Below are 23,452 nucleotides of genomic sequence, written 5' to 3'. Positions count from 1 at the left end.
ACGTGAGAGTCAGACAGCCCCTGCTTGGTCTTTTGCTGCTCGCTTCACTCTTGGGCGGCTGCGCCGGCCTGGATGTGCAACGTCTCCCGAGTCAGGCGCTGCCGGCCAGTGATTCGGCGTTTGGCCGCTCGATCCAGGCCCAGGCCAAGCCCCATGAAGGCAAATCCGGCTTTCGCCTGCTGTCCAACAGCAGCGAGGCCTTCATGGCCCGAGCCGAGCTGATCCGCAACGCCCAAAGCAGCATCGATTTGCAGTACTACATCGTCCACGACGGCATCAGCACGCGCATGCTGGTGGAGGAACTGCTCAAGGCAGCCGACCGTGGCGTACGAGTCCGGATTCTGCTCGACGACACCACCAGCGATGGCCTGGACTGGATCATCGCCACGCTGGCCGCACACCCGCAGATCCAGATCCGCCTGTTCAATCCACTGCACCTGGGTCGTTCCACCGGTGTGACGCGGGCCATGGGTCGACTGTTCAACCTGTCGCTGCAACACCGGCGCATGCACAACAAGTTGTGGCTGGCCGACAACAGCGCGGCCATCGTCGGCGGGCGCAACCTGGGCGATGAATATTTCGATGCCGAACCCAATCTCAATTTTACCGACATCGACTTGTTGAGCGTCGGCCCGGTCGCCGAGCAACTTGGCCACAGTTTCGACCAGTACTGGAACAGCGCGCTGAGCAAGCCGATCGACGAATTCCTGTCGAGCAAGCCTACGCAAAAGGACCTGCAAAACACCCGCACGCGCCTGGAAGAATCATTGGAAGAGACGCGCAAACAGAATCACGCGCTGTATCAACAACTGATGACTTACACCACACAGCCGCGCCTGGAGATCTGGCGCCGAGAGCTGATCTGGGCCTGGAACCAGGCGTTGTGGGACGCGCCGAGCAAAGTCCTGGCAGACGGCGAGCCCGACCCGCTCCTGCTGCTGACCACGCAGTTGGCGCCTGAGCTCAACAGGGTCAGCAAAGAGCTGATCATGATCTCGGCCTACTTCGTCCCAGGACAGCCAGGGCTGGTTTACCTCACAGGCCGCGCAGACGCCGGCGTCTCGGTCAGCCTGTTGACCAATTCGCTGGAGGCTACCGACGTGCCGGCGGTGCATGGCGGTTATGCGCCCTACCGCCGGGCGCTGCTGGAACATGGGGTGAAATTGTACGAATTGCGTCGCCAGCCCGGCGAAGGCGGCGGCAGCGGGCCGCACATCTTCTACAGCAAGTCGTTTCGCGGTTCCGATTCCAGCCTGCACAGCAAGGCGATGATCTTCGACCAGCAGAAATCTTTCATCGGCTCATTCAATTTCGATCCGCGCTCCGTGCTGTGGAACACTGAGGTCGGCGTGCTGGTCGACAGCCCCGAGCTGGCGACCCATGTGCGTAAGGCAGCGCTGGAGGGTATGGCACCGCCGCTAAGCTATGAAGTGAAACTGGAAAATGACCGGATTGTCTGGGTCACCGAGGACGACGGCCAGATGCACACACTGACCCGTGAGCCCGGCAGCTACTGGCGCCGGTTCAATGCGTGGATCAGCAAGGCGGTAGGGTTGGAGAAGATGCTCTAACTCAAACTTCCCCTCCCCCTGTAGGAGCGAGCATGCTCGCTCCTACAGGGGACAGAAGGAAGCAGAAGGGACCAGGCCAGGCTCAGGCCGGTTCGGCCACCGTGCCAAACGCCCCCTGTCGGGTCAGCAGAATCACCAGGCCCAAGGCCCCTGCGGCCATGAACAACGGCAAGGCGTGCCCACTGATCCACTGACTGCCCGCACCAGCCACCAGCGGCCCCACCAGGCATCCCACGCCCCACAGCTGCGCAATGTGCGCATTGGCTCGCACCAGCGCATCGTCGCGATATCGCTCGCCAATCAGGATCAGCGACAACGTGAACAAGCCACCGGCACTGGCGCCGAACAGCACCCACAGCGGCCAGATCAACAACGTATTGAGCAGCAACGGGATGGCGAGGCTCGAAAGCAGCAGCACCACCGCGCAACCGCCAAACAGGGTGCGACGCGACAGACGATCCGCCAACGCACCGATCGGGAGTTGCAGCAAGGCATCTCCCACCACGACGGTGCTGACCATTGCCAGGGCGATGTCCGTGGTAAAGCCCTGTTGCAGGCAGTAGACCGGCAGCAAAGTCAGGATCATTGCTTCGAACGCGGCGAACAATGCCACGCCCCAGGCGATCGCCGGCAACCCCCGGCAAAACACCCACAAGTCGCCAAACGTCACGCTGCACGCTTCGCTGCTGGGCGCGCCGCTGCGACCCAGCAACAGGAACGGTGCGGCCGTGAGCAAGCCGACGCCAACCCAGAATCCGTAATCGTGCTCGGTGCCCAATACGCCCAGCAACACCGGGCCGGCCAACTGGCTCAACGCATAGCTGCTGCCATACAGCGCCACCAGCCGACCGCGCCATTGCTCGACGACCAACTGGTTGATCCAGCTCTCGCCAAGGATGAACACCAAGGTCAGGATGACGCCGATCATCAGGCGCAGCACCAGCCACACCGGGTAACTGGGCAACAGGGCCAACAGACCGATCGATACCGCCCCGGCCCACAGGCACAGGCGCATCAGATTGGCGGTGCCGAGGCGCGCCGCCAGGTGGCTGGAGATTTTCGCACCCAGCAACACGCCAATCGCCGGCATTGCCGCCATCACACCAATGGCAAACGAGCCGTAGCCCCAGCCTTCCAGGCGAAACGACACCAGCGGCATGCTCACACCCAGGGCCAGGCCAACGCTCAAGACAGCGGCCAACACGGCGAAATAAGTCGCCCAACGCATGTTCCACGCTCCTGTGGATAACTATTCTCTGCAGGCATCACAAAGCAAATGTGGGAGCGGGCTTGCTCGCGAATGCGGCGGGTCAGTCAACATCATTGCTGAATGACACACCGAATTCGCGAGCAAGCCCGCTCCCACAAGGGATCTGTGGAGTTCAGAGGCCCCCTGAGGGCCTCGTCACCGGCTTACAACTTGATCCAGGTCGCCTTCAGTTCGGTGTATTTGTCGAATGCGTGCAGCGACTTGTCGCGGCCGTTACCAGACTGCTTGAAGCCACCGAACGGGGCGGTCATGTCGCCACCATCGTATTGGTTCACCCACACGCTACCGGCACGCAAGGCGCGGGCAGTGAGGTGCGCCTTGGAGATGTCCTGGGTCCACACGGCAGCGGCCAGGCCATACGGCGTGTCGTTGGCAATCGCAATGGCTTCCTCGGCGGTATCGAAGGCGATGACCGACAGCACCGGGCCGAAAATTTCTTCCTGGGCGATTTTCATCGCATTACTCACGCCGTCGAAAATCGTCGGCTCAACGTAGGTGCCACCGGTTTCCTGCAGCGTACGCTTGCCGCCAGCGACCAGTTTGGCGCCATCGCTGTGGCCAGACTCGATGTACGACAGCACGGTATTCATCTGCTGGGTATCGACCAGCGCGCCAACGTTGGTCGCCGGATCCAGCGGGTTGCCCGGCTTCCAGGTTTTCAACGCTTCGATCACCAGAGGCAGGAATTTATCCTTGATCGAACGCTCGACCAGCAGCCGCGATCCGGCGGTGCAGACTTCGCCCTGGTTGAAGGCGATGGCACCCGCGGCAGCCTCAGCGGCGGCTTGCAGGTCCGGGGCATCGGCGAACACGATGTTCGGGCTCTTGCCACCGGCTTCGAGCCAGACACGTTTCATGTTCGACTCGCCGGAGTAGACCAGCAGTTGCTTGGCGATCTTGGTCGAACCGGTAAACACCAGGGTGTCGACGTCATTGTGCAGACCCAGGGCCTTGCCGACCGTATGACCGTAACCCGGCAGCACGTTCAGCACACCTTTCGGAATGCCAGCTTCGACTGCCAGCGCCGCGATGCGGATGGCGGTGAGCGGTGATTTTTCCGACGGCTTGAGCACCACCGAGTTACCGGTGGACAGCGCCGGCCCCAGCTTCCAGCAGGCCATCATCAGCGGAAAGTTCCATGGCACGATGGCGCCAACCACGCCCACGGGCTCACGGGTGACCAGGCCCAATTGGTCGTGCGGGGTCGCGGCGACTTCATCGTAGATTTTGTCGATGGCTTCACCGCTCCAGCTCAGGGCTTGCGCCGCGCCGGGAACGTCGATGTACAGGGAGTCGCTGATCGGCTTGCCCATGTCCAGGGTTTCGAGCAGGGCCAGCTCTTCGGCGTGCTGCTTGAGCAGGCCGGCGAAGCGAATCATCGTGGCTTTACGCTTGGTCGGCGCCAGGCGCGACCAGACGCCGGAATTGAATGTGGCACGGGCATTTTCCACCGCACGCTGGGCATCGGCAGCGTCACAGCTGGCGATCTTACCCAGCAGACGGCCATCGACCGGGCTGATGCAGTCAAAAGTCTCGCCGGAGACAGCATCGGTGTATTCGCCATTGATGTACGCGCGGCCTTCGATTTTCAGATCGCGAGCACGTTGCTCCCAATCGGCACGAGTCAGGGTGGTCATTCGAGTGTCCTCCTCTTATTGAATACGAGCGCCGCGCGTTTTTCGCGGGCGTCCCCGGCAATCTGCCCGGCCAGCCTGTTAATCGGCGCAGAGCAACCGCCACCCTAAACCAGTGAGCGGGGTTGTTTCAATATATTTGACATAAGGTCGGCAAACGGCCTTGCGGTGTTCAATTTAATAAACATAGACTTTGGACATTCCAGCCACTCGCGCCGCAATCACGGGGGATTACAACAATGAGCATCCAGAACATCGTCGACTTCAGCCAGGCCACCACCGAGGCAGAACGCTACCGGCCAGACCCGGCGAAAATCCTCAAGGGCGATCCTGAACAGGTGGTGTTCAACCACTACAACAGCCCGTGCGGCCAGTTGAACGCCGGTGTCTGGGAAGGTGCGGTGGGCCAGTGGCACGTGAACTTCACCGAGCACGAGTATTGCGAAATCATCCAGGGCGTTTCGGTGCTGCGCGCCAACGACGGCAACAGCAAGACCGTGCGCGCCGGAGATCGCTTCGTCATCCCGGCCGGGTTCCGGGGCACCTGGGAAGTGCTTGAGCCGTGCCGCAAGATTTATGTGGCGTTTGAGCAGAAGGCCTGAGGACAGGGCTGAACCGGATCTCTGTATGAGGCCAGAACAGACAATACAAATCCATCAGGCACAAAAAAGGCCCGTATCTCGCGATACGGGCCTTTTTCACAAGAGGGGAAAATCAATTACTTGATTTTGCCTTCTTTGTAGATCACGTGCTTGCGAACAACCGGATCAAATTTCTTGATCTCGATTTTGTCCGGAGTAGTGCGCTTGTTCTTGTCGGTAGTGTAGAAGTGACCAGTACCGGCGCTCGAAATCAAACGAATCAATTCACGCATGATTATCTCCCTTAGATCTTGCCAGCTTTGCGGATGTCGGCCAGAACGGCAGTGATGCCGCGCTTGTCGATGATACGCATGCCTTTGGCAGATACGCGCAGACGCACGAAACGTTTCTCTTCTTCAACCCAGAAGCGGTGATGCTGCAGGTTAGGCAGGAAACGACGACGGGTTTTGTTGTTTGCGTGGGAAATGTTATTCCCAGTCACCGGACCCTTACCGGTAACTTGACATACTCTAGACATGCCTCAGCCCTCTAAAACCACATGCCCAACCCGGCATGGGTTGGCCGCTTAATCTCTAGTCATTGTGGCGCCAGGCGCCGCGATTCTTTAGAGGTCTTACCGGCTACACCTACAGTGAAGGAACCGGGCCCCTAGAAAAGAGCGCTGCTTTATACCAGAAAGACTGGGGTGCAACAACATTCGGTGTGCGCTGAATCAACAAAAACCCCAATTTTCCGGCTTCAGGCGCCTTGAACAAAGGCTGCCGACGCTGGCGACCGCTCGTCGCAGAAAACCGCCTTACAGGCGATCCCGACGATTTTCCCGGTCGACGCCTGCAAAAACAAGGGCACCTCGTCCCCTAAAAATGAAAAAGGGGATAGTCATTTGCAAAGGAGCCCACTAGGGTAAGCCTTTTCCAGACTGCACTTGCAGATGGGCCTTCGATCTGTAAAGGAATCCGACCATGCGCCTTGCTGCCCTACCGCTGTTGCTTGCCCCGCTTCTGTTGAGCCCATTGGCCCAGGCCGCCGCCCTGAGCGTGTGCACCGAGGCCAGCCCGGAAGGGTTCGATGTGGTGCAATACAACTCGCTGACCACCACCAATGCCTCGGCCGACGTGCTGATGAACCGCCTGGTGGACTTCGACACTGCCAGCGGCAAAGTGGTCGCCGGGCTGGCCGAGAGCTGGGAAGTCACGCCCGACGGTTTGACCTACGTGTTCAAGCTGCGCCCGCAGGTGAAGTTCCACCGCACCGAGTATTTCAGTCCGAACCGCGACCTCACGGCCGAAGACGTGAAGTTCAGCTTCGATCGCATGCTCGACCCGGCGAATCCCTGGCATAAAGTCGCCCAGAGCGGTTTCCCGCACGCGCAATCGATGCAACTGCCAACGCTGATCAAGAAAATCGACGCGCTGGACCCGCTGACCGTGCGCTTCACGCTGGATCACGCCGACTCGACTTTCCTCGCCACCCTGAGCATGGGTTTCGCCTCGATCTACTCGGCCGAGTACGCCGACAAACTGATGAAGGCTGGCACGCCCGAGAAACTCAACAGTCAGCCGATTGGCACCGGGCCATTCGTCTTCACACGCTTCCAGAAAGACGCCTCGGTTCGTTACAAGGCCAACCCGGACTACTTTGGTGGCAAACCTTCAGTGGACCCCCTGATTTTCGCCATCACGCCGGACGCCAACGTCCGCTTGCAGAAACTGCGGCGTAACGAATGCCAGATCGCCCTGTCGCCTAAACCTCTGGACGTGCAAGCAGCGCTGAAAGAGCCGACCTTGAAAGTCGAAAAGACCGACGCCTTCATGACGGCGTTCGTCGGCATCAACAGCCAGCACCCGCCGCTGGACAAACCTGAGGTGCGGCAGGCGATCAACCTGGCGTTCGACAAGACCAGCTACCTCAAAGCCGTGTTCGAAGACACCGCCGAAGCGGCCAACGGTCCGTACCCGCCAAACACCTGGAGCTACGCGAAGAACCTGCCGGGTTACGCGCACGATGTCGAGAAAGCCAAGGCACTGATGGCCAAGGCCGGACTCAAGGAAGGCTTCCAGACCACCATCTGGACGCGCCCGTCGGGCAGCTTGCTCAACCCCAACCCGAGCCTCGGCGCGCAGATGCTGCAATCGGACCTGGCGGAAATCGGCATCCAGGCCGAAATTCGGGTGATCGAATGGGGCGAACTGATCCGCCGGGCGAAGGCCGGCGAACACGACCTGCTGTTCATGGGCTGGGCGGGCGACAACGGCGACCCGGACAACTTCCTCACGCCGCAGTTTTCCTGCGCTGCGGTCAAGTCCGGCACCAACTTCGCCCGCTACTGCAACCAGGACCTGGACCGGCTGATCAGTGCCGGCAAGACCACGGGCGAACAAGGCGTACGAACCAAGTTGTATGAACAGGCACAAGCGCAGATCCAGCAACAGGCACTCTGGCTGCCACTGGCCCACCCGACGGCCTTCGCCCTGACACGCAAGGACGTCACCGGTTATACGGTGAGCCCGTTTGGGCGGCAGGATTATTCTAAAATCAGCTTCAAGCCATAAGCTTCGAGCTCCAAGTTAAAGCAGTCCTCGCACCGCTTTAGCTTGGAGCTTGGAGCTTGAAGCTTGAAGCTGCTCCCCTACATCCACCCATACTCTGCCATCGACAACGGATCCCCATCGCCGATGATGAAGTGATCCAATACGCGCACATCGATCAGGCTCAGCGCCTCTTGCAGGCGCCTGGTTAATTTTCGATCAGCTTCACTGGGGTCCGAATTGCCCGATGGGTGGTTGTGACACAGAATCAACGCCGCAGCGTTGTGGGCCAGGGCACGCTTGACCACCTGGCGCGGATAAACACTGGTGGTATCGATGGAGCCGCGAAACAGCGACTCGAACGCCAGCACTCGGTGCTTGGAATCAAGGAACAGGCAGCCGAAAACCTCATGGGGCTCATGGCGCAGCATCGACTTGAGGTACTCACGCACCACCACGGGATTCTCCAGTACGGAATCATGCCGAAGCCGCTCCGCCAGATGTCGCCGAGCCATCTCCAACACCGCCTGCAACTGCACGAACTTGGCCGGCCCGAGACCGAGCTGGCCGCTGAAGGTGCGCAAATCTGCCTCCATCAACCGGCGCAGACTGCCAAACTGGCTTAATAGATGGCGCGCCAGATCCACGGCGCTTTTACCGGACACCCCGGTACGGAGGAAGATCGCCAGCAGCTCGGCGTCCGAGAGACTCGTCGAGCCCTGCTCCAACAGTTTCTCCCGCGGCCGCTCCGCCGCCGGCCAATTGCGAATACTCATAACACCTCCCTGGTCTGTGGGCGCCGCTGCTCCATAGCGGTCGCTGTGATATCTTAGCCCATCTTTTTTGTGGGCGATTTCACTCCTGGGGAGGGGGTATCGCCACACAGTCATCAACGAAATGAAAGGCAGACCTATGCAGCGGCTGTATCGGAAACGCATCGTTCTGGGCGTCGGCGGCGGCATTGCGGCCTACAAGAGCGCCGACCTGGTTCGCCGCCTGATCGACCAGGGCGCCGAGGTGCGCGTGGTCATGACCCGTGGTGGCAGCGAGTTCATCACCCCGCTGACCATGCAAGCGTTGTCAGGCCATCCGGTCCACCTGGACCTGCTGGACCCTGCGGCCGAAGCCGCCATGGGCCACATCGAGCTGGCCAAATGGGCCGACATGGTGCTGATCGCCCCGGCCACCGCCGACCTGATCGCCCGCCTGGCCCAAGGCATCGCCGATGACCTGTTGACCACGCTGGTGCTGGCCACCGATGCCGTGGTCGCCATTGCCCCGGCAATGAACCAGGCCATGTGGCGCGATCCGGCGACCCAGGCCAACCTGCAAGTCCTCGAAAGCCGCGACATCAAGGCCTTTGGTCCTGCCTCCGGGAGCCAGGCCTGCGGCGACGTCGGCCTGGGCCGCATGCTCGAAGCCGTCGATCTCGCCCAATGCGCCGCTGACTGCTTCAAACGCCAGGCGCTGACGGGCAAACACGTACTGATCACCGCTGGCCCGACCCAGGAAAACATTGACCCGGTGCGCTACATCACCAACCACAGCTCCGGGAAAATGGGCTTTGCCCTGGCCGAAGCCGCAGTGGAAGCCGGCGCCCGCGTCACCCTGATCACCGGCCCGGTGCATCTGCCGACCCCGGATCGCGTCACGCGAATCGACGTAGTCAGCGCCCGCGACATGCTGGCCGCCTGCGAAGCCGCGATCCCTTGCGACCTGTTCATCGCCTCGGCAGCAGTCGCGGATTACCGCCCGGAAGTGGTCGCCCCACAAAAACTCAAGAAAGACCCTACGAGCGGCGACGGCCTGTTGCTACAGATGGTGCGCAACCCGGACATCCTGGCCACCATTGCCACGCGTCCCGACCGTCCGTTCAGTGTCGGTTTCGCCGCCGAGACCGAACACCTGCTCGACTACGCTGCACGAAAGTTGAAAGACAAGAACCTCGATCTGATCGTCGCCAACGACGTCGCCAACCCGAGCATTGGCTTCAACAGTGAAGAAAACGCCTGCAGCGTGATCGACCGAGAGCTGCACGCCACGCTTTTCGCCCAGACCAGCAAGGGCAAAATCGCTCGCCAACTGATCACTTTTATCGCCGAACGTCTGAACCAGGTTTAATTCAATGCACGCTTTGCAAGCCAAAATCCTCGACCCACGCATCGGCAGCGAATTCCCGCTGCCCCAGTACGCCACGCCAGGCTCCGCCGGCCTCGACCTGCGCGCGATGCTGGACAAGGACACCATCATCCGGCCTGGTGAAACCCTGCTGATCCCGACCGGCCTGTCCGTCTACATCGGTGATCCGGGCCTGGCCGCGCTGATTCTGCCGCGCTCCGGCATGGGGCATAAGCACGGTATCGTGCTGGGTAACCTGGTCGGCCTGATCGACTCCGATTACCAGGGCCCGCTGATGGTGTCGTGCTGGAACCGTGGCCAAAACGACTTCAACATCGTGGTTGGCGAGCGCCTGGCCCAGCTGGTGCTGGTTCCCGTCGTACAGGCCCACTTCGAAATGGTCGAAGAGTTCGTAGAAACCGAGCGTGGCACGGGTGGTTTCGGGCATTCCGGCCGCCATTGATCCAAGTTCAGGCTGGGCGCCCTGCCCGGCCTGATCCGTTTTCGGCATTTTCAGGATGAAAATTGCACCGAGGTGATCTGCAGGGTTTAGCGCTGAAATCAAGGCATTGGTGGCTCGGATGCGAGCCCGCTTGGGTGGCATGGCCTTTTCGCACCACGAACTCTCTGCGCAAAACGCCGTCATACCCTTCAGTTTGAGCCAGCCGGCGAGCTTTTTCCGCGCACAGGTCCAGTCATTTTCGAGATGGAGCATCCCTACAGATGAACACCCCAGCCACCGTCGTACCCAAGTTCCCTGACAGCATTTTCCGCGCCTATGACATTCGTGGCACCGTTCCGGAGTTCCTCAATGCCGAGACCGCCTACTGGCTGGGCCGCGCCATTGGCGCACAGAGCCTGGCCCAAGGTGAACCGAACGTTTGCGTAGGCCGTGATGGCCGCCTGTCGGGTCCGGAACTGGTGGCTCAACTGATCAAGGGCCTGGCCGAAGCGGGCTGCCACGTCAGCGACGTCGGCCTGGTGCCGACGCCTGCCCTGTACTTCGCCGCCAATGTACTGGCGGGCAAGTCCGGTGTGATGCTCACCGGCAGCCACAACCCGTCGAACTACAACGGCTTCAAGATCGTCATCGCCGGCGACACGCTCGCCAACGAGCAGATCCAGGCCCTGCATGACCGCCTCAAGACCAACAACTTGACCCGCGGCAACGGCAGCGTCACTCAAGTCGAAATTCTCGATCGCTACAACACGCAAATCGTCCAGGACATCAAACTGGCGCGCCGCCTGAAAGTCGTGGTCGACTGCGGTAACGGCGCCGCCGGCGTGATCGCCCCGCAACTGATCGAAGCGCTGAACTGCGAAGTCATCCCGCTGTTCTGTGAAGTCGACGGCAACTTCCCCAATCACCATCCGGATCCGGGCAAACCCGAGAATCTCGAAGACCTGATCGCCAAGGTCAAGGAAACCAACGCCGACATCGGCCTGGCCTTCGACGGCGACGGCGATCGTGTCGGCGTGGTGACCAACACCGGCAGCATCGTCTACCCGGACCGCCTGCTGATGCTGTTCGCCCGCGACGTGGTGGCGCGCAACCCGGACGCGGAAATCATTTTCGACGTCAAATGCACCCGTCGACTGACGCCGCTGATCAAGGAATACGGTGGCCGGCCGCTAATGTGGAAGACCGGTCACTCGTTGATCAAAAAGAAAATGAAACAATCCGGCGCCCTGTTGGCCGGCGAAATGAGCGGGCACATCTTCTTCAAGGAGCGCTGGTTCGGTTTCGACGACGGCATTTACAGCGCCGCCCGGCTGCTGGAGATCCTGAGCAAGGAAAAATCCAACGCGGAGGAGCTGTTCGCGACCTTCCCGAACGATATTTCTACGCCGGAAATCAATATCCATGTGACCGAAGAGAGCAAATTCAGCATCATTGATGCATTGCACGACGCGCAGTGGGGCGAAGGCGCCGACCTGACCACCATTGACGGCGTGCGAGTCGACTATGCCAAAGGCTGGGGCCTGGTTCGCGCCTCCAACACCACGCCGGTGCTGGTGCTGCGCTTCGAGGCCGATGACGAGGCAGAACTTTCGCGCATCCAGGACGTTTTCCGCGTCCAGTTGAAGCGTGTTGCACCTGATCTCCAACTACCGTTCTGATTCACCCGGAGCCCTGAATGACCCTCGAACGCGAAGCCGCTGCCAACACCGCCAAGGTCCTGTCCGAAGCGCTGCCTTACATCCGCCGCTATGTCGGCAAGACGCTGGTGATCAAGTACGGCGGCAACGCGATGGAAAGCGAGGAGCTGAAAACCGGCTTCGCTCGCGACATCGTGCTGATGAAGGCCGTGGGCATCAACCCGGTGGTGGTTCACGGCGGCGGCCCGCAAATCGGTGACCTGCTCAAGCGCCTGTCGATCGAAAGCCACTTTGTCGATGGCATGCGCGTCACCGACGCTGCCACCATGGACGTGGTGGAAATGGTCCTCGGCGGCCAGGTGAACAAGGACATCGTCAACCTGATCAACCGTCACGGCGGCAGCGCCATCGGCCTGACCGGTAAAGACGCCGAGCTGATTCGCGCGAAGAAGCTCACCGTGACCCGCCAAACCCCGGAGATGACCCAGCCGGAAATCATCGACATCGGCCATGTAGGCGAAGTGGTCGGCATCAACACCGACCTGCTGAACTTGCTGGTCAAGGGCGACTTCATTCCGGTAATCGCGCCGATCGGTGTGGGTGCCAACGGCGAGTCGTACAACATCAACGCGGACCTGGTGGCCGGTAAAGTTGCGGAGGCACTGAAAGCCGAAAAGCTGATGCTGTTGACCAACATCGCCGGCCTGATGGACAAGGAAGGCAAAGTACTGACCGGCCTGAGCACCCAGCAGGTCGACGCGCTGATCGCCGACGGCACCATCTACGGCGGCATGCTGCCCAAGATCCGTTGCGCGCTGGAAGCGGTCCAGGGCGGCGTAGGCAGCTCGCTGATCATCGACGGTCGCGTACCGAACGCGATCCTGCTGGAGATCTTCACCGATACCGGCGTGGGCACCCTGATCAGCAATCGCAAGCGTCCGTAAGGGCTGACAGATACAAAAAGACCCCGCTCGGCCTGGCCGGGCGGGGTCTTTTTTTGCCTTCGATCCCACACATTACCTGTAGGAGCGAGCTTGCTCGCGATGGCAGTGTGTCAGCCACTATTTAAGTACCTGACTCACCGCCATCGCGAGCAAGCTCGCTCCTACAGGGGATCGGGGATCAGACGCCAAACTGCGCGCGATACGCCTCGACGGCTGGCAGGTGCTGCTTGAGCTGCGGATCGTCCGCCAAAAATTCCAGCACCTGGTTCAGCGAAACGATGCTGATCACCGGGATGCCGAAGTCACGCTCGACTTCCTGAATGGCCGACAACTCACCGTTGCCGCGCTCCTGACGGTTCAGGGCAATCAGCACGCCCTTGGCCTTGGCGCCGTCCTGGGAGGCGATGATCTGCATCACTTCACGGATGGCGGTGCCGGCGGTGATCACGTCGTCGATGATCAGCACATCACCGGTCAACGGCGCGCCGACCAGGCTGCCGCCTTCACCGTGGGCCTTGGCTTCCTTGCGGTTGAAGCACCATGGCAGATCACGATCATGGTGTTCAGCCAGGGCCACTGCGGTAGCGGCTGCCAATGGAATGCCTTTGTACGCCGGGCCAAACAGAACGTCGAACGAAACACCGCTTTCCACGATGGCCGCTGCGTAGAAACGACCCAGTTGAGCCAGGGCGGAACCCGAGTTGAACAGGCCGGCATTGAAGAAATACGGACTGGTGCGCCCGGACTTCAGGGTGAACTCACCGAAGCGCAAAACGCCGCGATCGATGGCAAAACGAATGAAATCGCGCTGATACGCCTGCATGAAAAAAACCCCAAATACCACGGATTTAGCTAAATAGGTTGACGCCGTGTATCATACACGCACGCGATTTTTGGGGCCATTTATGCGGATCATCAGTGTGAACGTCAATGGTATTCAGGCTGCAGTCGAGCGAGGTTTGCTCAGTTGGCTGCAAGCACAGAATGCCGACGTCATCTGCCTGCAGGACACCCGCGCCTCCGCCTTTGAACTGGACGATCCAGCCTTCCAACTGGATGGCTACTTCCTTTATGCCTGCGAAGCTGAAGTTCCTGCCCAAGGTGGCGTGGCTTTGTATTCGCGGTTGCAACCGAAGGCAGTCATCAGCGGTCTCGGCTTCGAGACAGCCGACCGCTACGGGCGCTACCTGCAAGCCGATTTCGACAAGGTCAGCATCGCGACCTTGCTGCTTCCTTCGGGGCAGAACGGCGATGAAGACTTGAACCAGAAGTTCAAGCTAATGGACGACTTCGGCCGTTATCTGGATAAACAGCGGCGCAAACGTCGCGAGTACATATATTGTGGCTCGCTCTACGTGGCGCAACAGAAGCTGGATATCAAGAACTGGCGTGACAGCCAGCAATCCCCGGGCTTCCTGGCACCTGAACGTGCCTGGATGGACGAGATTGTCGGCAACATGGGCTATGTCGATGCCCTGCGTGAAGTCAGCCGTGAAGGCGACCAGTACAGCTGGTGGCCGGACAACGAACAGGCCGAGATGCTCAATCTCGGCTGGCGTTTCGATTACCAGATCCTGACGCCGGGCCTGCGCCGTTTCGTACGAAGCGCACGCTTGCCTCGTCAGCCACGGTTCTCGCAGCACGCGCCGCTGATCGTTGACTACGACTGGACGCTGACCATTTAAGCGTTTGCAGCACGCAAAAAAGCCGACATGACTGTCGGCTTTTTTGTGTGCACTTTTTGCCTTCCTGTAGGAGCGAGCATGCTCGCGATGGACGCCAGAACACCGCGGGGTGCCTGAATCCCCGCGTTATCGTTACAGACCATCGCGAGCATGCTCGCTCCTACAGATGATCAGGTGAATCAGCCGATCATTATTTGACCAACCGCCAGGTAAACGGATACCGGTAAGGCAAGCCCTCATTGGCCTTCACCCCGGCAATGATCGTCAGCACCAGCGCACCGATGGCGATCAAGCCAAACAGGAAGAAGCCGATGATCACCACCATCAGCAGGAAGCAGATGGCGGACGCGATGGCGACGGTGATCTGGAAGTTCAGCGCTTCCTTGCCCTGCGCATCGACAAAAGGATCCATCTCGCGCTTCATCTGCCACAGGATCAATGGGCCAATCAGCGTGCCGAATGGAATCCAGATGCCCAGCAAGGCGGACAGGTGACAGAACATTGCCCACTGCCGGGCCTCTTTGCTGGGGGTCGGTAGCAGCTCTTGTTCGTCATTCATGATGTCCTCCTTGTCTGGAGCGGCTTGATCAGTCGGCCAGTGCGGCCTTTTGCAGTTCGAAAATCTCGGTCATGCCTTTTTTCGCCAGATCAAGCATCGCGTTCAGGTCTTCAGGCTGGAACGGCGCACCTTCAGCAGTGCCCTGAACTTCGATGAAACCGCCCGTGCTGGTCATCACCACGTTGAGGTCGGTCTCGGCGGCCGAATCTTCAAGATAGTCCAGGTCGAGTACGGCTTCACCCTGATACATGCCGACCGAAACGGCACCGATCATTTGCTTGAGCGGGTCGCCGCCTTTCAGGCCGCCGCGCTTCTTGATCACTTTCAGCGCATCGACCAGTGCAACCATGGCGCCGGTGATGGACGCGGTACGGGTGCCGCCATCCGCCTGGATCACATCGCAGTCGACGTACAGGGTGACATCGCCCAGCTTGGACATGTCCAGGGACGCGCGCAGCGAGCGGCCGATCAGACGCTGGATCTCGAGGGTACGTCCACCCTGCTTGCCACGGCTGGCTTCACGCTGGTTACGCTCGCCGGTGGCGCGCGGCAGCATGCCGTATTCGGCGGTCAACCAGCCCTGACCCTGGCCCTTGAGAAACCGTGGCACGCCGTTTTCGACGCTGACGGTGCAGATGACCTTGGTATCACCGAACTCGACCAGTACAGAACCCTCGGCGTGTTTGGTGTAGTTGCGGGTGATGCGGATCGAGCGGAGCTGATCGGCGGCGCGACCACTTGGACGTTTCATAGGGAATACCTGTACGGGGGACGGAAAACTGCGGGCATTATAGAGCCGTGCACCGAGCCTGGGCACTTCTAAAACACCCGCCCGACGATTGAAGGCCCGTGCTTGAGCCTGGAACAGCGCTTAACCGACGGCGTGCAGCCGTTTGTCGCGCCCTGCGTTTGGGCGCATTCACCCCACTGCGCTACAATCCTGCGCCTTTGCTGCCTGTCGGCTTTAATTCACAGATATCGGATTGCGCGAAACCTCTGGTAACGCAAAGCCCAATTGCGAGGTACCCCCATGGTACACAGCATGACCGCCTTCGCCCGCGTCGAAAAAGCCGGCGCCCAAGGCACCCTGAGCTGGGAACTGCGCTCGGTCAACAGCCGCTACCTGGAACCGCACCTGCGCCTGCCCGAGACCTTCCGCGACCTCGAAGGCGCGGCCCGCGAAGCGTTGCGCCAGGCTATCTCGCGGGGCAAGCTCGAATGCACCCTGCGCTTTACCGAAGAAAACACCGGCAAGGCCCTGCAAGTGGATCGCGAGCGCGCCGCGCAACTGGTGGCGGCGGCCGAAACCATTGCCAGCCTGATCAAGAACCCGGCAGCCCTGAACCCCCTGGAAGTGCTGGCGTGGCCAGGCGTGCTGGTCGGCGATGCAACCGACCCGCAAGCACTGAACGCCGAGGCATTGGCGCTGTTCAATGAAGGCCTGAAGGAACTCAAGGCTGGTCGCGAGCGCGAAGGCGCGGAGCTGGCGCGGCTGATCAACGAACGCCTGAGCGCCATCGAACAAGACGTGGTGACCCTGCGCGAGCTGGTCCCGCAGATGCTCGCCACCCAGCGACAGAAAGTCCTCGACCGCTTTGCCGATATGAAAGCCGAGATGGACCCACAGCGCCTGGAACAGGAAATGGTCATGCTCGCTCAGAAGAGCGACGTCGCCGAAGAACTGGATCGCCTGAGCACCCACATCATCGAAGTTCGCCGGGTGCTCAAGTCCGGCGGCGCGGCCGGGCGACGCCTGGACTTCCTGATGCAGGAACTAAACCGCGAAGCCAACACATTGGGCTCCAAAGCCTTCGACCCGCGCAGCACCCAGGCGGCGGTCAACCTCAAGGTGTTGATCGAGCAGATGCGCGAACAAGTGCAGAATATTGAGTAAGGCAACCCCGACATGACCCACAGCACCGGCACCCTGTACATCATTTCCGCCCCTTCGGGCGCAGGCAAGAGCAGCCTGGTCAAGGCCCTGACCGACGCCGACCAGGAGATCCGCGTCTCGGTTTCGCACACCACCCGCGCCATGCGCCCCGGTGAAGTGAATGGCGTGAACTACCACTTCGTCGAGCGCAGCGACTTCGTGAAGATGATCGAGCACGGCGATTTCCTTGAGCGCGCCGAAGTGTTCGGCAATCTCTACGGCACTTCGCAAAGCCACCTGCAGCAGACCCTGGACGAAGGCCACGACCTGATCCTGGAAATCGACTGGCAGGGCGCGGAACAAGTGCGCAAGTTGATGCCCCAGGCCCGTTCGATCTTCATCCTGCCGCCGTCGTTGCAGGCCTTGCATCAGCGCCTGACCAATCGCGGCCAGGACAGCGACGAGATCATCGATGGCCGCATGCGCGAAGCCGTCAGCGAAATGAGTCATTACGTCGACTACGACTACCTGATCATCAACGACGATTTCGCCCACGCGTTGCGCGATTTGCAGGCGATTTTCCGCGCCAACCAGCTCAACCAGAAGCGCCAACAGCAGCGACACGGCAAACTTTTGGCCCAATTGCTCGACTAAAGACCTCTTCCCAAAACCGCTGCAAGCGCTTTACATTGGCACTTGCAGCGCGTCGAAGGGCCTGGTCAAAAAAACAGCGCTTCCCTAATCGCTGGTGATTTTTTAAACTGTTGAGTCCGCTCGCCCAACCGGGCAGCGCGCATCTTGCATTCGCTCCGAGGAATACCATGGCCCGCGTAACCGTTGAAGACTGCCTAGAACACGTGGATAACCGCTTTGAGCTGGTCATGCTCTCTACCAAGCGTGCCCGTCAACTGGCCACCGGCGGCAAAGAGCCGAAGGTAGCATGGGAAAACGACAAGCCTACCGTTGTCGCCCTGCGTGAAATCGCTGAAGGCCTGATCGACTACGCCGCTATCGCCGAAGCCGAAATCGTTGAAGATGAACCGCTTTTCGCTGCGTTCGAGGACGAGTCCAACGAGGTCGTCTAAGCCTATGCCTGGTCGACGTAGCACGGCGCGGGATCACAGCCTGTGGCAGGAGTCATCATGCCGAGCATAGACGCCCTCGCCGATCGCTTATCGACCTACCTCGGCACGGACCAGGTCAACCTGGTCCGCCGAGCGTACTTCTACGCCGAACAAGCCCACGACGGCCAACGCCGCCGCAGTGGCGAGGCGTACGTCACGCATCCTCTTGCCGTGGCCAATATTCTTGCCGACATGCACATGGACCATCAGAGCCTGATGGCTGCGATGCTGCATGACGTGATCGAAGACACCGGTATTGCCAAGGAAGCGCTGCAGGCGCAGTTCGGCGAAACCGTGGCCGAACTGGTCGACGGGGTCAGCAAACTGACCCAGATGAACTTCGAGACCAAGGCCGAAGCGCAAGCCGAAAACTTCCAGAAAATGGCCATGGCCATGGCCCGCGACATTCGCGTGATCCTGGTCAAGCTGGCCGACCGCCTGCACAACATGCGCACGCTGGAAGTGCTGTCCGGCGAAAAACGCCGGCGCATCGCCAAGGAGACCCTGGAAATCTATGCTCCCATCGCCAACCGGCTGGGGATGCACGCCATCCGCATAGAATTCGAAGACCTCGGTTTCAAGGCCATGCACCCGATGCGTTCCGCGCGGATCAACCAGGCGGTCAAACGCGCCCGGGGCAACCGCAAGGAAATCGTCAACAAGATCGAAGAATCCCTCAGCCACTGCCTGGCCATCGACGGCATCCAGGGCGAGGTCAGCGGTCGCCAGAAACACCTCTACGGCATCTACAAGAAAATGCGCGGCAAACGTCGGGCCTTCAACGAAATCATGGACGTCTACGCGTTCCGGATCATCGTCGACAAGGTCGATACCTGTTACCGCGTGCTGGGTGCTGTGCATAATTTGTACAAACCGTTGCCGGGTCGCTTCAAGGACTACATCGCCATCCCCAAGGCCAACGGCTACCAGTCGCTGCACACCACGCTGTTCGGCATGCACGGTGTGCCGATCGAGATCCAGATCCGCACCCGCGAAATGGAAGAGATGGCCAACAACGGCATCGCTGCCCACTGGCTCTACAAGTCCAGCGGCGACGAACAGCCAAAAGGCACTCACGCCCGCGCCCGCCAGTGGGTCAAGGGTGTGCTGGAAATGCAGCAACGTGCCGGCAACTCGCTGGAATTCATCGAGAGCGTGAAGATCGACCTGTTTCCGGACGAGGTCTATGTGTTCACGCCCAAGGGCCGGATCATGGAGCTGCCCAAAGGCTCCACGGCGGTCGACTTCGCCTATGCGGTGCACACCGACGTGGGCAACAGTTGCATCGCCTGTCGGATCAATCGTCGCCTCGCACCGCTGTCCGAACCGCTGCAAAGCGGCTCCACGGTCGAGATCGTCAGTGCTCCGGGGGCCCGGCCAAATCCGGCCTGGCTCAACTTCGTGGTCACCGGCAAGGCGCGCACACACATCCGTCACGCCCTGAAACTGCAACGTCGCTCCGAATCCATTGCCCTCGGCGAACGCCTGCTGAACAAGGTTCTCAACGGTTTCGACAGCGCGCTGGACCAGATTTCGGCCGAGCGCATCAAGGCGATGCTCACCGAATATCGCCTGGAACTGATCGAAGACCTGCTCGAAGACATCGGCCTGGGCAATCGCATGGCCTACGTGGTGGCGCGCCGCCTGCTCGGCGAAGGCGAGCAATTGCCAAGCCCCGAAGGCCCGCTGGCGATTCGCGGCACCGAGGGCCTGGTGCTCAGCTACGCCAAGTGCTGTACGCCGATTCCGGGCGACCCGATTGTTGGACACCTGTCGGCGGGCAAAGGCATGGTCGTGCACCTGGACAACTGCCGCAACATCAGCGAAATCCGCCACAACCCGGAAAAATGCATCCAGCTCTCGTGGGCCAAGGATGTCACCGGCGAATTCAATGTCGAACTGCGCGTCGAGCTCGAACACCAGCGCGGCCTGATCGCACTGCTGGCCAGCAGCGTCAACGCGGCCGACGGCAACATCGAAAAAATCAGCATGGACGAACGTGATGGTCGCATCAGCGTGGTCCAACTGGTGGTCAGCGTGCACGACCGCGTGCACCTGGCTCGCGTGATCAAGAAACTGCGTGCGTTGACCGGTGTGATCCGCATCACCCGGATGCGTGCCTGACCCACTTATTACAAGGAGTCATTCATGACCAAGACCGTAATCACCAGCGACAAGGCCCCGGCCGCCATCGGTACTTACTCCCAGGCAATCAAGGCGGGCAACACCGTCTACATGTCGGGCCAGATTCCACTGGACCCAAAAACCATGGAACTGGTCGAAGGCTTCGAAGCCCAGACCGTCCAGGTGTTCGAAAACCTGAAGGCCGTGGCTGAAGCGGCTGGCGGTTCGTTCAAGGACATCGTCAAGCTGAACATCTTCCTCACTGACCTGAGCCACTTCGCCAAGGTCAACGAGATCATGGGCAAGTACTTCGACCAGCCTTACCCCGCCCGCGCCGCCATCGGCGTAGCCGCCCTGCCGAAGGGTTCGCAGGTTGAAATGGATGCCATCCTGGTCATCGAGTAATGCCTGTGGCGCAGCCTTCGCGGGCTGCGCCGCTACCCTCCGTATCAAAGCGTTTTGAAAGGATTCCACCATGCGCAAAGCGCTAGCCCTCCCGCTGCTCGCCCTGATTCTGGGCGGTTGTGCCAGCAACCCTGCCGACCGTGACATCAGCGGCACCTGGATCAACCAGGTGGCGATCGATGCGGCCGCCAAAGGCGTTCCCCTGAGAGAAGCACTCCAGGCCAATGGTCCGAACCTAGAGTGGGACGTCAACACGAAGGCCGGTCAGGCACGTTACACCAACGGTTTTGAGAACGTCGACGGCACGCTGTCGGTCGAAGAGTCCGGCGCCTGGAAGGTCGACTTTTATGGCAGCTCCGGCAGTCAATTGAAACGCGACGGCAAGCAATTAAGCCAGGCAGGTTTCGATAACGAGCCAGCCCAAGTCTTCGATCGCGCGGTGATCACAGTACCCGAGGGCGCCCCGATGGGCGCAAGCTTCGAACGCGCGCTGTACTCCGCCTACATGGGCGGCGACTGGAAGATCGTCAGCGGCCCAGGCGAAGGCAACTCCGTCCAATTCCTGGCTGACGGCCAGGTGACTGGCCTGCCGAGCACCGATCGCTATGCGTTGTGCCTGGCTGGCGACTGCGCGTCGATGAGCGGCGGCAACGACAACATGTGGCTGCAACTGAACGGCCAGGGCAACACCTGGATCTTCAACCGCAACGGCAAGGAACTGGAGATCTTCCAGGCGGTGAACACCGCCCAGGCGGACGAAATGCCGCAGTTCATGCCAGGGAACCGCAAGTGGCTGCTGGAAAAGCAGTAAGCGGAATTTGAAGCAACTCAACCCTGTGGGAGCGGGCTTGCTCCCACATTTGGTCTGCGGTGCTTCTAGCGACTCAGCACTGCCCTTCCAGAATCGCCGCATACCCCTCGCGGAAACTCGGGTACTTCGGCGTCCAGCCCAAGGCCTTCGCCCGCGCATTGCTGCAACGCTTGCTGCCGGTGCGACGCACGCTGGCATCGTCGGCCCACTCGGTGACGCCCAGATACTCGCGCAGCCAGCCGACGACGTCCGCCAGGGGTGCAGGTGCGTCGTCCACGCCGATGTAGACGTCATCCAGCGCCACGCCGCGGTGATCCGCTTCCAGCAGAAAGGCAATCAATCCGGCCGCGTCATCCACGTGAATCCGATTGCCGTACAACGGCGGCTCAGTCACCACGCGATAACCGCGACGCACCTGGGTCAGCAACCATTCGCGGCCCGGGCCATAGATGCCGGTCAGGCGCACGATACTGGCCGGGAATCCGCTGGACAGGGCCACTTGCTCGGCTTCGAGCATGACCTGCCCGGAATAACCGGTCGCCACCGCAGGCGACGTTTCGTCGACCCATTCGCCATTCTGCTGCCCGAACACGCTGCTGCTGGAAACGAACACCAGGCGCTTGGGCGCCTGCCCGTAGTCGTTCAACCACTCCAGCACATGCTGCAAACCCTGAATGTAGGCGGCGCGATAGCCCGCTTCGTCGTGATCGGTGGCGGCCGCGCAGTACACCAGGTAATCGACGGCGCCGATTGGCCAGGTTGCCGGGCATTCCTTGTTGAACAGGTCGCCGGCGACGCCAATCACACCTTCAGGCAGGCGTGCGACGTTACGCCGCAAGCCGTGGACTTCCCAGCCAAACTTCAGTAACCGGGAAGCCAGACGACTGCCGACATCACCGCAACCGGCAATCAATACAGAGGGCGCGGACATTAAAAAACTCCTATTTCAAAGGCACAGACTATCGCCGGCAATGGACGAGCGGCTAGCACTGAAGGAAAAAAAGATACTCTATTACTTTTGTTAACAAGAATTACTTGCAATAATGCCCACCACTTTTGTTCTCGGCCTTCGAGGCCTGGAAGAACATTTACCGTCTTTTTCCCTTAGGTCCGGCCAGCATGACACGCAATCAATTCTTCGCCTCGCCAACCAAACGACCTCGCGCCTGGAGCGCAGTGGCCGCCCTGTTGCTAAGCCTGATGCTGGCGCCTGTCGCCGCATTCGCTGACGCCCAGGCACCTGCCTCCCCAGCCGCCTCCGCGGCACCGGCGCCAGCCGATCACGCTGCGCAACATGGCACCGATCAAGCGGCACCAGCGGCCACCGATCCAGCCGTCGCCGCAGACGCTCCCACCGAAGACCTGCCCGAAGTCCTCGAAGCCGACAACACCTTGGGCATGGCCCATGACCTGTCGCCGTGGGGCATGTACCAGAACGCTGACATCATCGTGAAAATCGTGATGATCGGCCTGGCTATTGCCTCGATCATCACCTGGACCATCTGGATCGCCAAGGGCTTCGAGCTGTTGGGCGCCAAACGCCGTCTGCGCGCTGAAATCGTCCAGCTGAAAAAGGCGACCACCCTTAAAGATGCCAGCGCCACCGCGACCAAGCCGGGGACCCTCGCCAATCTGCTGGTGCACGATGCGTTGGAAGAAATGCACCTGTCGACCAACACCCGTGAAAAAGAAGGCATCAAGGAACGTGTTGCCTTCCGACTGGAACGTCTGGTTGCAGCCGCTGGCCGCAACATGAGCAGCGGTACAGGCGTGCTCGCCACCATCGGTTCGACCGCGCCGTTTGTCGGCCTGTTCGGTACCGTGTGGGGCATCATGAACAGCTTCATCGGCATCGCCAAAACCCAGACCACCAACCTGGCCGTGGTAGCTCCCGGTATCGCCGAGGCGTTGCTGGCCACCGCACTGGGTCTGGTTGCCGCGATCCCTGCCGTTGTGATCTACAACGTCTTCGCCCGCTCCATCGCCGGTTACAAGGCGCAAGTGTCCGACGCATCGGCAGAAGTCCTGTTGCTGGTCAGCCGCGACCTCGACCACCAGCCTGAGCGCAGCTCGCAACCGCACATGGTGAAAGTGGGGTAATCGG

23 protein-coding genes and 1 pseudogene are annotated in these 23,452 nt (G+C 60.6%); 15 read left to right on the top strand and 9 right to left on the bottom strand.

The annotated features are described in order from the left end of the window. Positions 1-2: 2 nt before the first annotated feature. Positions 3-1,571 (top strand): phospholipase D family protein, encoded by a 1,569-nt coding sequence (locus AB4O36_RS26770; RefSeq protein WP_460140660.1) that lies wholly within the window; start codon positions 3-5, stop codon positions 1,569-1,571. Positions 1,572-1,653: 82 nt separating this feature from the next. Here the strand turns inward: AB4O36_RS26770 and AB4O36_RS26765 are convergent, their stop codons facing one another. Together AB4O36_RS26765 and AB4O36_RS26760 are read right to left on the bottom strand one after the other, a co-directional pair. Then, the gene (locus AB4O36_RS26765; protein ID WP_460119694.1) at positions 1,654-2,799 is read right to left on the bottom strand and encodes an MFS transporter; all 1,146 of its coding nucleotides are present in this window, start codon (positions 2,797-2,799) and stop codon (positions 1,654-1,656) included. Between the two features lie 185 nt (positions 2,800-2,984). Next, positions 2,985-4,478, bottom strand: a complete 1,494-nt coding sequence (locus AB4O36_RS26760) for an aldehyde dehydrogenase (RefSeq protein WP_460119692.1) — start codon at positions 4,476-4,478, stop codon at positions 2,985-2,987. 236 nt (positions 4,479-4,714) lie between these two features. Between AB4O36_RS26760 and AB4O36_RS26755 the strand changes: the two genes are divergently transcribed. Continuing rightward, positions 4,715-5,077, top strand: coding sequence for a cupin domain-containing protein (locus AB4O36_RS26755; RefSeq protein ID WP_460140659.1), 363 nt, complete (start codon positions 4,715-4,717; stop codon positions 5,075-5,077). A gap of 116 nt (positions 5,078-5,193) precedes the next feature. Here the strand turns inward: AB4O36_RS26755 and rpmG are convergent, their stop codons facing one another. Together rpmG and rpmB are read right to left on the bottom strand one after the other, a co-directional pair. Next, the gene (gene rpmG, locus AB4O36_RS26750; RefSeq protein WP_007894709.1) at positions 5,194-5,349 is read right to left on the bottom strand and encodes a 50S ribosomal protein L33; all 156 of its coding nucleotides are present in this window, start codon (positions 5,347-5,349) and stop codon (positions 5,194-5,196) included. Between the two features lie 11 nt (positions 5,350-5,360). After that, a complete protein-coding gene (gene rpmB, locus AB4O36_RS26745) occupies positions 5,361-5,594 on the bottom strand; it encodes a 50S ribosomal protein L28 (RefSeq protein ID WP_077044789.1) in 234 nt (77 codons plus the stop codon). A gap of 445 nt (positions 5,595-6,039) precedes the next feature. Between rpmB and AB4O36_RS26740 the strand changes: the two genes are divergently transcribed. Beyond that, a complete protein-coding gene (locus tag AB4O36_RS26740) occupies positions 6,040-7,629 on the top strand; it encodes an ABC transporter substrate-binding protein (protein WP_460119686.1) in 1,590 nt (529 codons plus the stop codon). Positions 7,630-7,706: 77 nt separating this feature from the next. On the opposite strand, the gene radC is transcribed toward AB4O36_RS26740, so the two are convergent. After that, the gene (radC, locus tag AB4O36_RS26735) at positions 7,707-8,381 is read right to left on the bottom strand and encodes a RadC family protein (protein WP_460119684.1); all 675 of its coding nucleotides are present in this window, start codon (positions 8,379-8,381) and stop codon (positions 7,707-7,709) included. A gap of 136 nt (positions 8,382-8,517) precedes the next feature. On the opposite strand from radC, the gene coaBC reads away from it, so the two are divergent. From coaBC to argB, 4 genes and pseudogenes are all read left to right on the top strand, one after another. After that, positions 8,518-9,726 (top strand): bifunctional phosphopantothenoylcysteine decarboxylase/phosphopantothenate--cysteine ligase CoaBC, encoded by a 1,209-nt coding sequence (gene coaBC, locus AB4O36_RS26730; protein WP_460126866.1) that lies wholly within the window; start codon positions 8,518-8,520, stop codon positions 9,724-9,726. Between the two features lie 4 nt (positions 9,727-9,730). Further along, on the top strand, positions 9,731-10,186 hold the full coding sequence (dut, locus tag AB4O36_RS26725; protein ID WP_460119682.1) for a dUTP diphosphatase: 456 nt from the start codon (positions 9,731-9,733) through the stop codon (positions 10,184-10,186). Positions 10,187-10,470: 284 nt separating this feature from the next. Next, positions 10,471-11,844 (top strand): annotated as a pseudogene (locus AB4O36_RS26720) (phosphomannomutase/phosphoglucomutase); the annotation flags it as partial. A gap of 17 nt (positions 11,845-11,861) precedes the next feature. After that, entirely contained in the window at positions 11,862-12,767 is a 906-nt protein-coding gene (argB, locus tag AB4O36_RS26715) for an acetylglutamate kinase (RefSeq protein WP_192307119.1), read from the top strand. Positions 12,768-12,945: 178 nt separating this feature from the next. On the opposite strand, the gene pyrE is transcribed toward argB, so the two are convergent. After that, on the bottom strand, positions 12,946-13,590 hold the full coding sequence (gene pyrE / locus AB4O36_RS26710) for an orotate phosphoribosyltransferase (RefSeq protein WP_460119680.1): 645 nt from the start codon (positions 13,588-13,590) through the stop codon (positions 12,946-12,948). 82 nt (positions 13,591-13,672) lie between these two features. Between pyrE and AB4O36_RS26705 the strand changes: the two genes are divergently transcribed. Further along, the gene (locus tag AB4O36_RS26705; protein WP_192307121.1) at positions 13,673-14,452 is read left to right on the top strand and encodes an exodeoxyribonuclease III; all 780 of its coding nucleotides are present in this window, start codon (positions 13,673-13,675) and stop codon (positions 14,450-14,452) included. A gap of 190 nt (positions 14,453-14,642) precedes the next feature. On the opposite strand, the gene AB4O36_RS26700 is transcribed toward AB4O36_RS26705, so the two are convergent. Both AB4O36_RS26700 and rph read right to left on the bottom strand, forming a co-directional pair. Beyond that, positions 14,643-15,011, bottom strand: a complete 369-nt coding sequence (locus AB4O36_RS26700; RefSeq protein WP_460119678.1) for a DUF4870 domain-containing protein — start codon at positions 15,009-15,011, stop codon at positions 14,643-14,645. 28 nt (positions 15,012-15,039) lie between these two features. Beyond that, the gene (rph, locus tag AB4O36_RS26695; RefSeq protein WP_460140658.1) at positions 15,040-15,762 is read right to left on the bottom strand and encodes a ribonuclease PH; all 723 of its coding nucleotides are present in this window, start codon (positions 15,760-15,762) and stop codon (positions 15,040-15,042) included. 279 nt (positions 15,763-16,041) lie between these two features. On the opposite strand from rph, the gene AB4O36_RS26690 reads away from it, so the two are divergent. The 6 genes from AB4O36_RS26690 to AB4O36_RS26665 all read left to right on the top strand — a co-directional run bounded on the left by AB4O36_RS26690 (position 16,042) and on the right by AB4O36_RS26665 (position 21,348). Continuing rightward, on the top strand, positions 16,042-16,905 hold the full coding sequence (locus AB4O36_RS26690; protein WP_460119675.1) for a YicC/YloC family endoribonuclease: 864 nt from the start codon (positions 16,042-16,044) through the stop codon (positions 16,903-16,905). Positions 16,906-16,917: 12 nt separating this feature from the next. Further along, positions 16,918-17,538, top strand: a complete 621-nt coding sequence (gmk, locus tag AB4O36_RS26685) for a guanylate kinase (RefSeq protein WP_460119673.1) — start codon at positions 16,918-16,920, stop codon at positions 17,536-17,538. Positions 17,539-17,705: 167 nt separating this feature from the next. Next, positions 17,706-17,969 (top strand): DNA-directed RNA polymerase subunit omega, encoded by a 264-nt coding sequence (gene rpoZ, locus AB4O36_RS26680; protein WP_460140657.1) that lies wholly within the window; start codon positions 17,706-17,708, stop codon positions 17,967-17,969. Between the two features lie 57 nt (positions 17,970-18,026). Further along, positions 18,027-20,132 (top strand): bifunctional GTP diphosphokinase/guanosine-3',5'-bis pyrophosphate 3'-pyrophosphohydrolase, encoded by a 2,106-nt coding sequence (spoT, locus tag AB4O36_RS26675; protein ID WP_460140656.1) that lies wholly within the window; start codon positions 18,027-18,029, stop codon positions 20,130-20,132. A 24-nt stretch (positions 20,133-20,156) separates the two neighbouring features. Next, entirely contained in the window at positions 20,157-20,537 is a 381-nt protein-coding gene (locus tag AB4O36_RS26670; protein ID WP_003229509.1) for a RidA family protein, read from the top strand. Positions 20,538-20,607: 70 nt separating this feature from the next. Then, positions 20,608-21,348, top strand: coding sequence for a hypothetical protein (locus AB4O36_RS26665; RefSeq protein ID WP_460140655.1), 741 nt, complete (start codon positions 20,608-20,610; stop codon positions 21,346-21,348). A gap of 73 nt (positions 21,349-21,421) precedes the next feature. Here the strand turns inward: AB4O36_RS26665 and AB4O36_RS26660 are convergent, their stop codons facing one another. Continuing rightward, on the bottom strand, positions 21,422-22,279 hold the full coding sequence (locus AB4O36_RS26660; protein ID WP_460140654.1) for an SDR family oxidoreductase: 858 nt from the start codon (positions 22,277-22,279) through the stop codon (positions 21,422-21,424). A 188-nt stretch (positions 22,280-22,467) separates the two neighbouring features. Between AB4O36_RS26660 and exbB the strand changes: the two genes are divergently transcribed. After that, a complete protein-coding gene (gene exbB, locus AB4O36_RS26655) occupies positions 22,468-23,448 on the top strand; it encodes a tonB-system energizer ExbB (RefSeq protein ID WP_460140653.1) in 981 nt (326 codons plus the stop codon). Positions 23,449-23,452: the final 4 nt, after the last annotated feature.

This window comes from Pseudomonas sp. S2_E01, assembly GCF_054668365.1.
The sequence above is the reverse complement of the archived record's forward strand: the minus strand, read 5'-3'. Positions and strand labels throughout refer to the sequence as shown.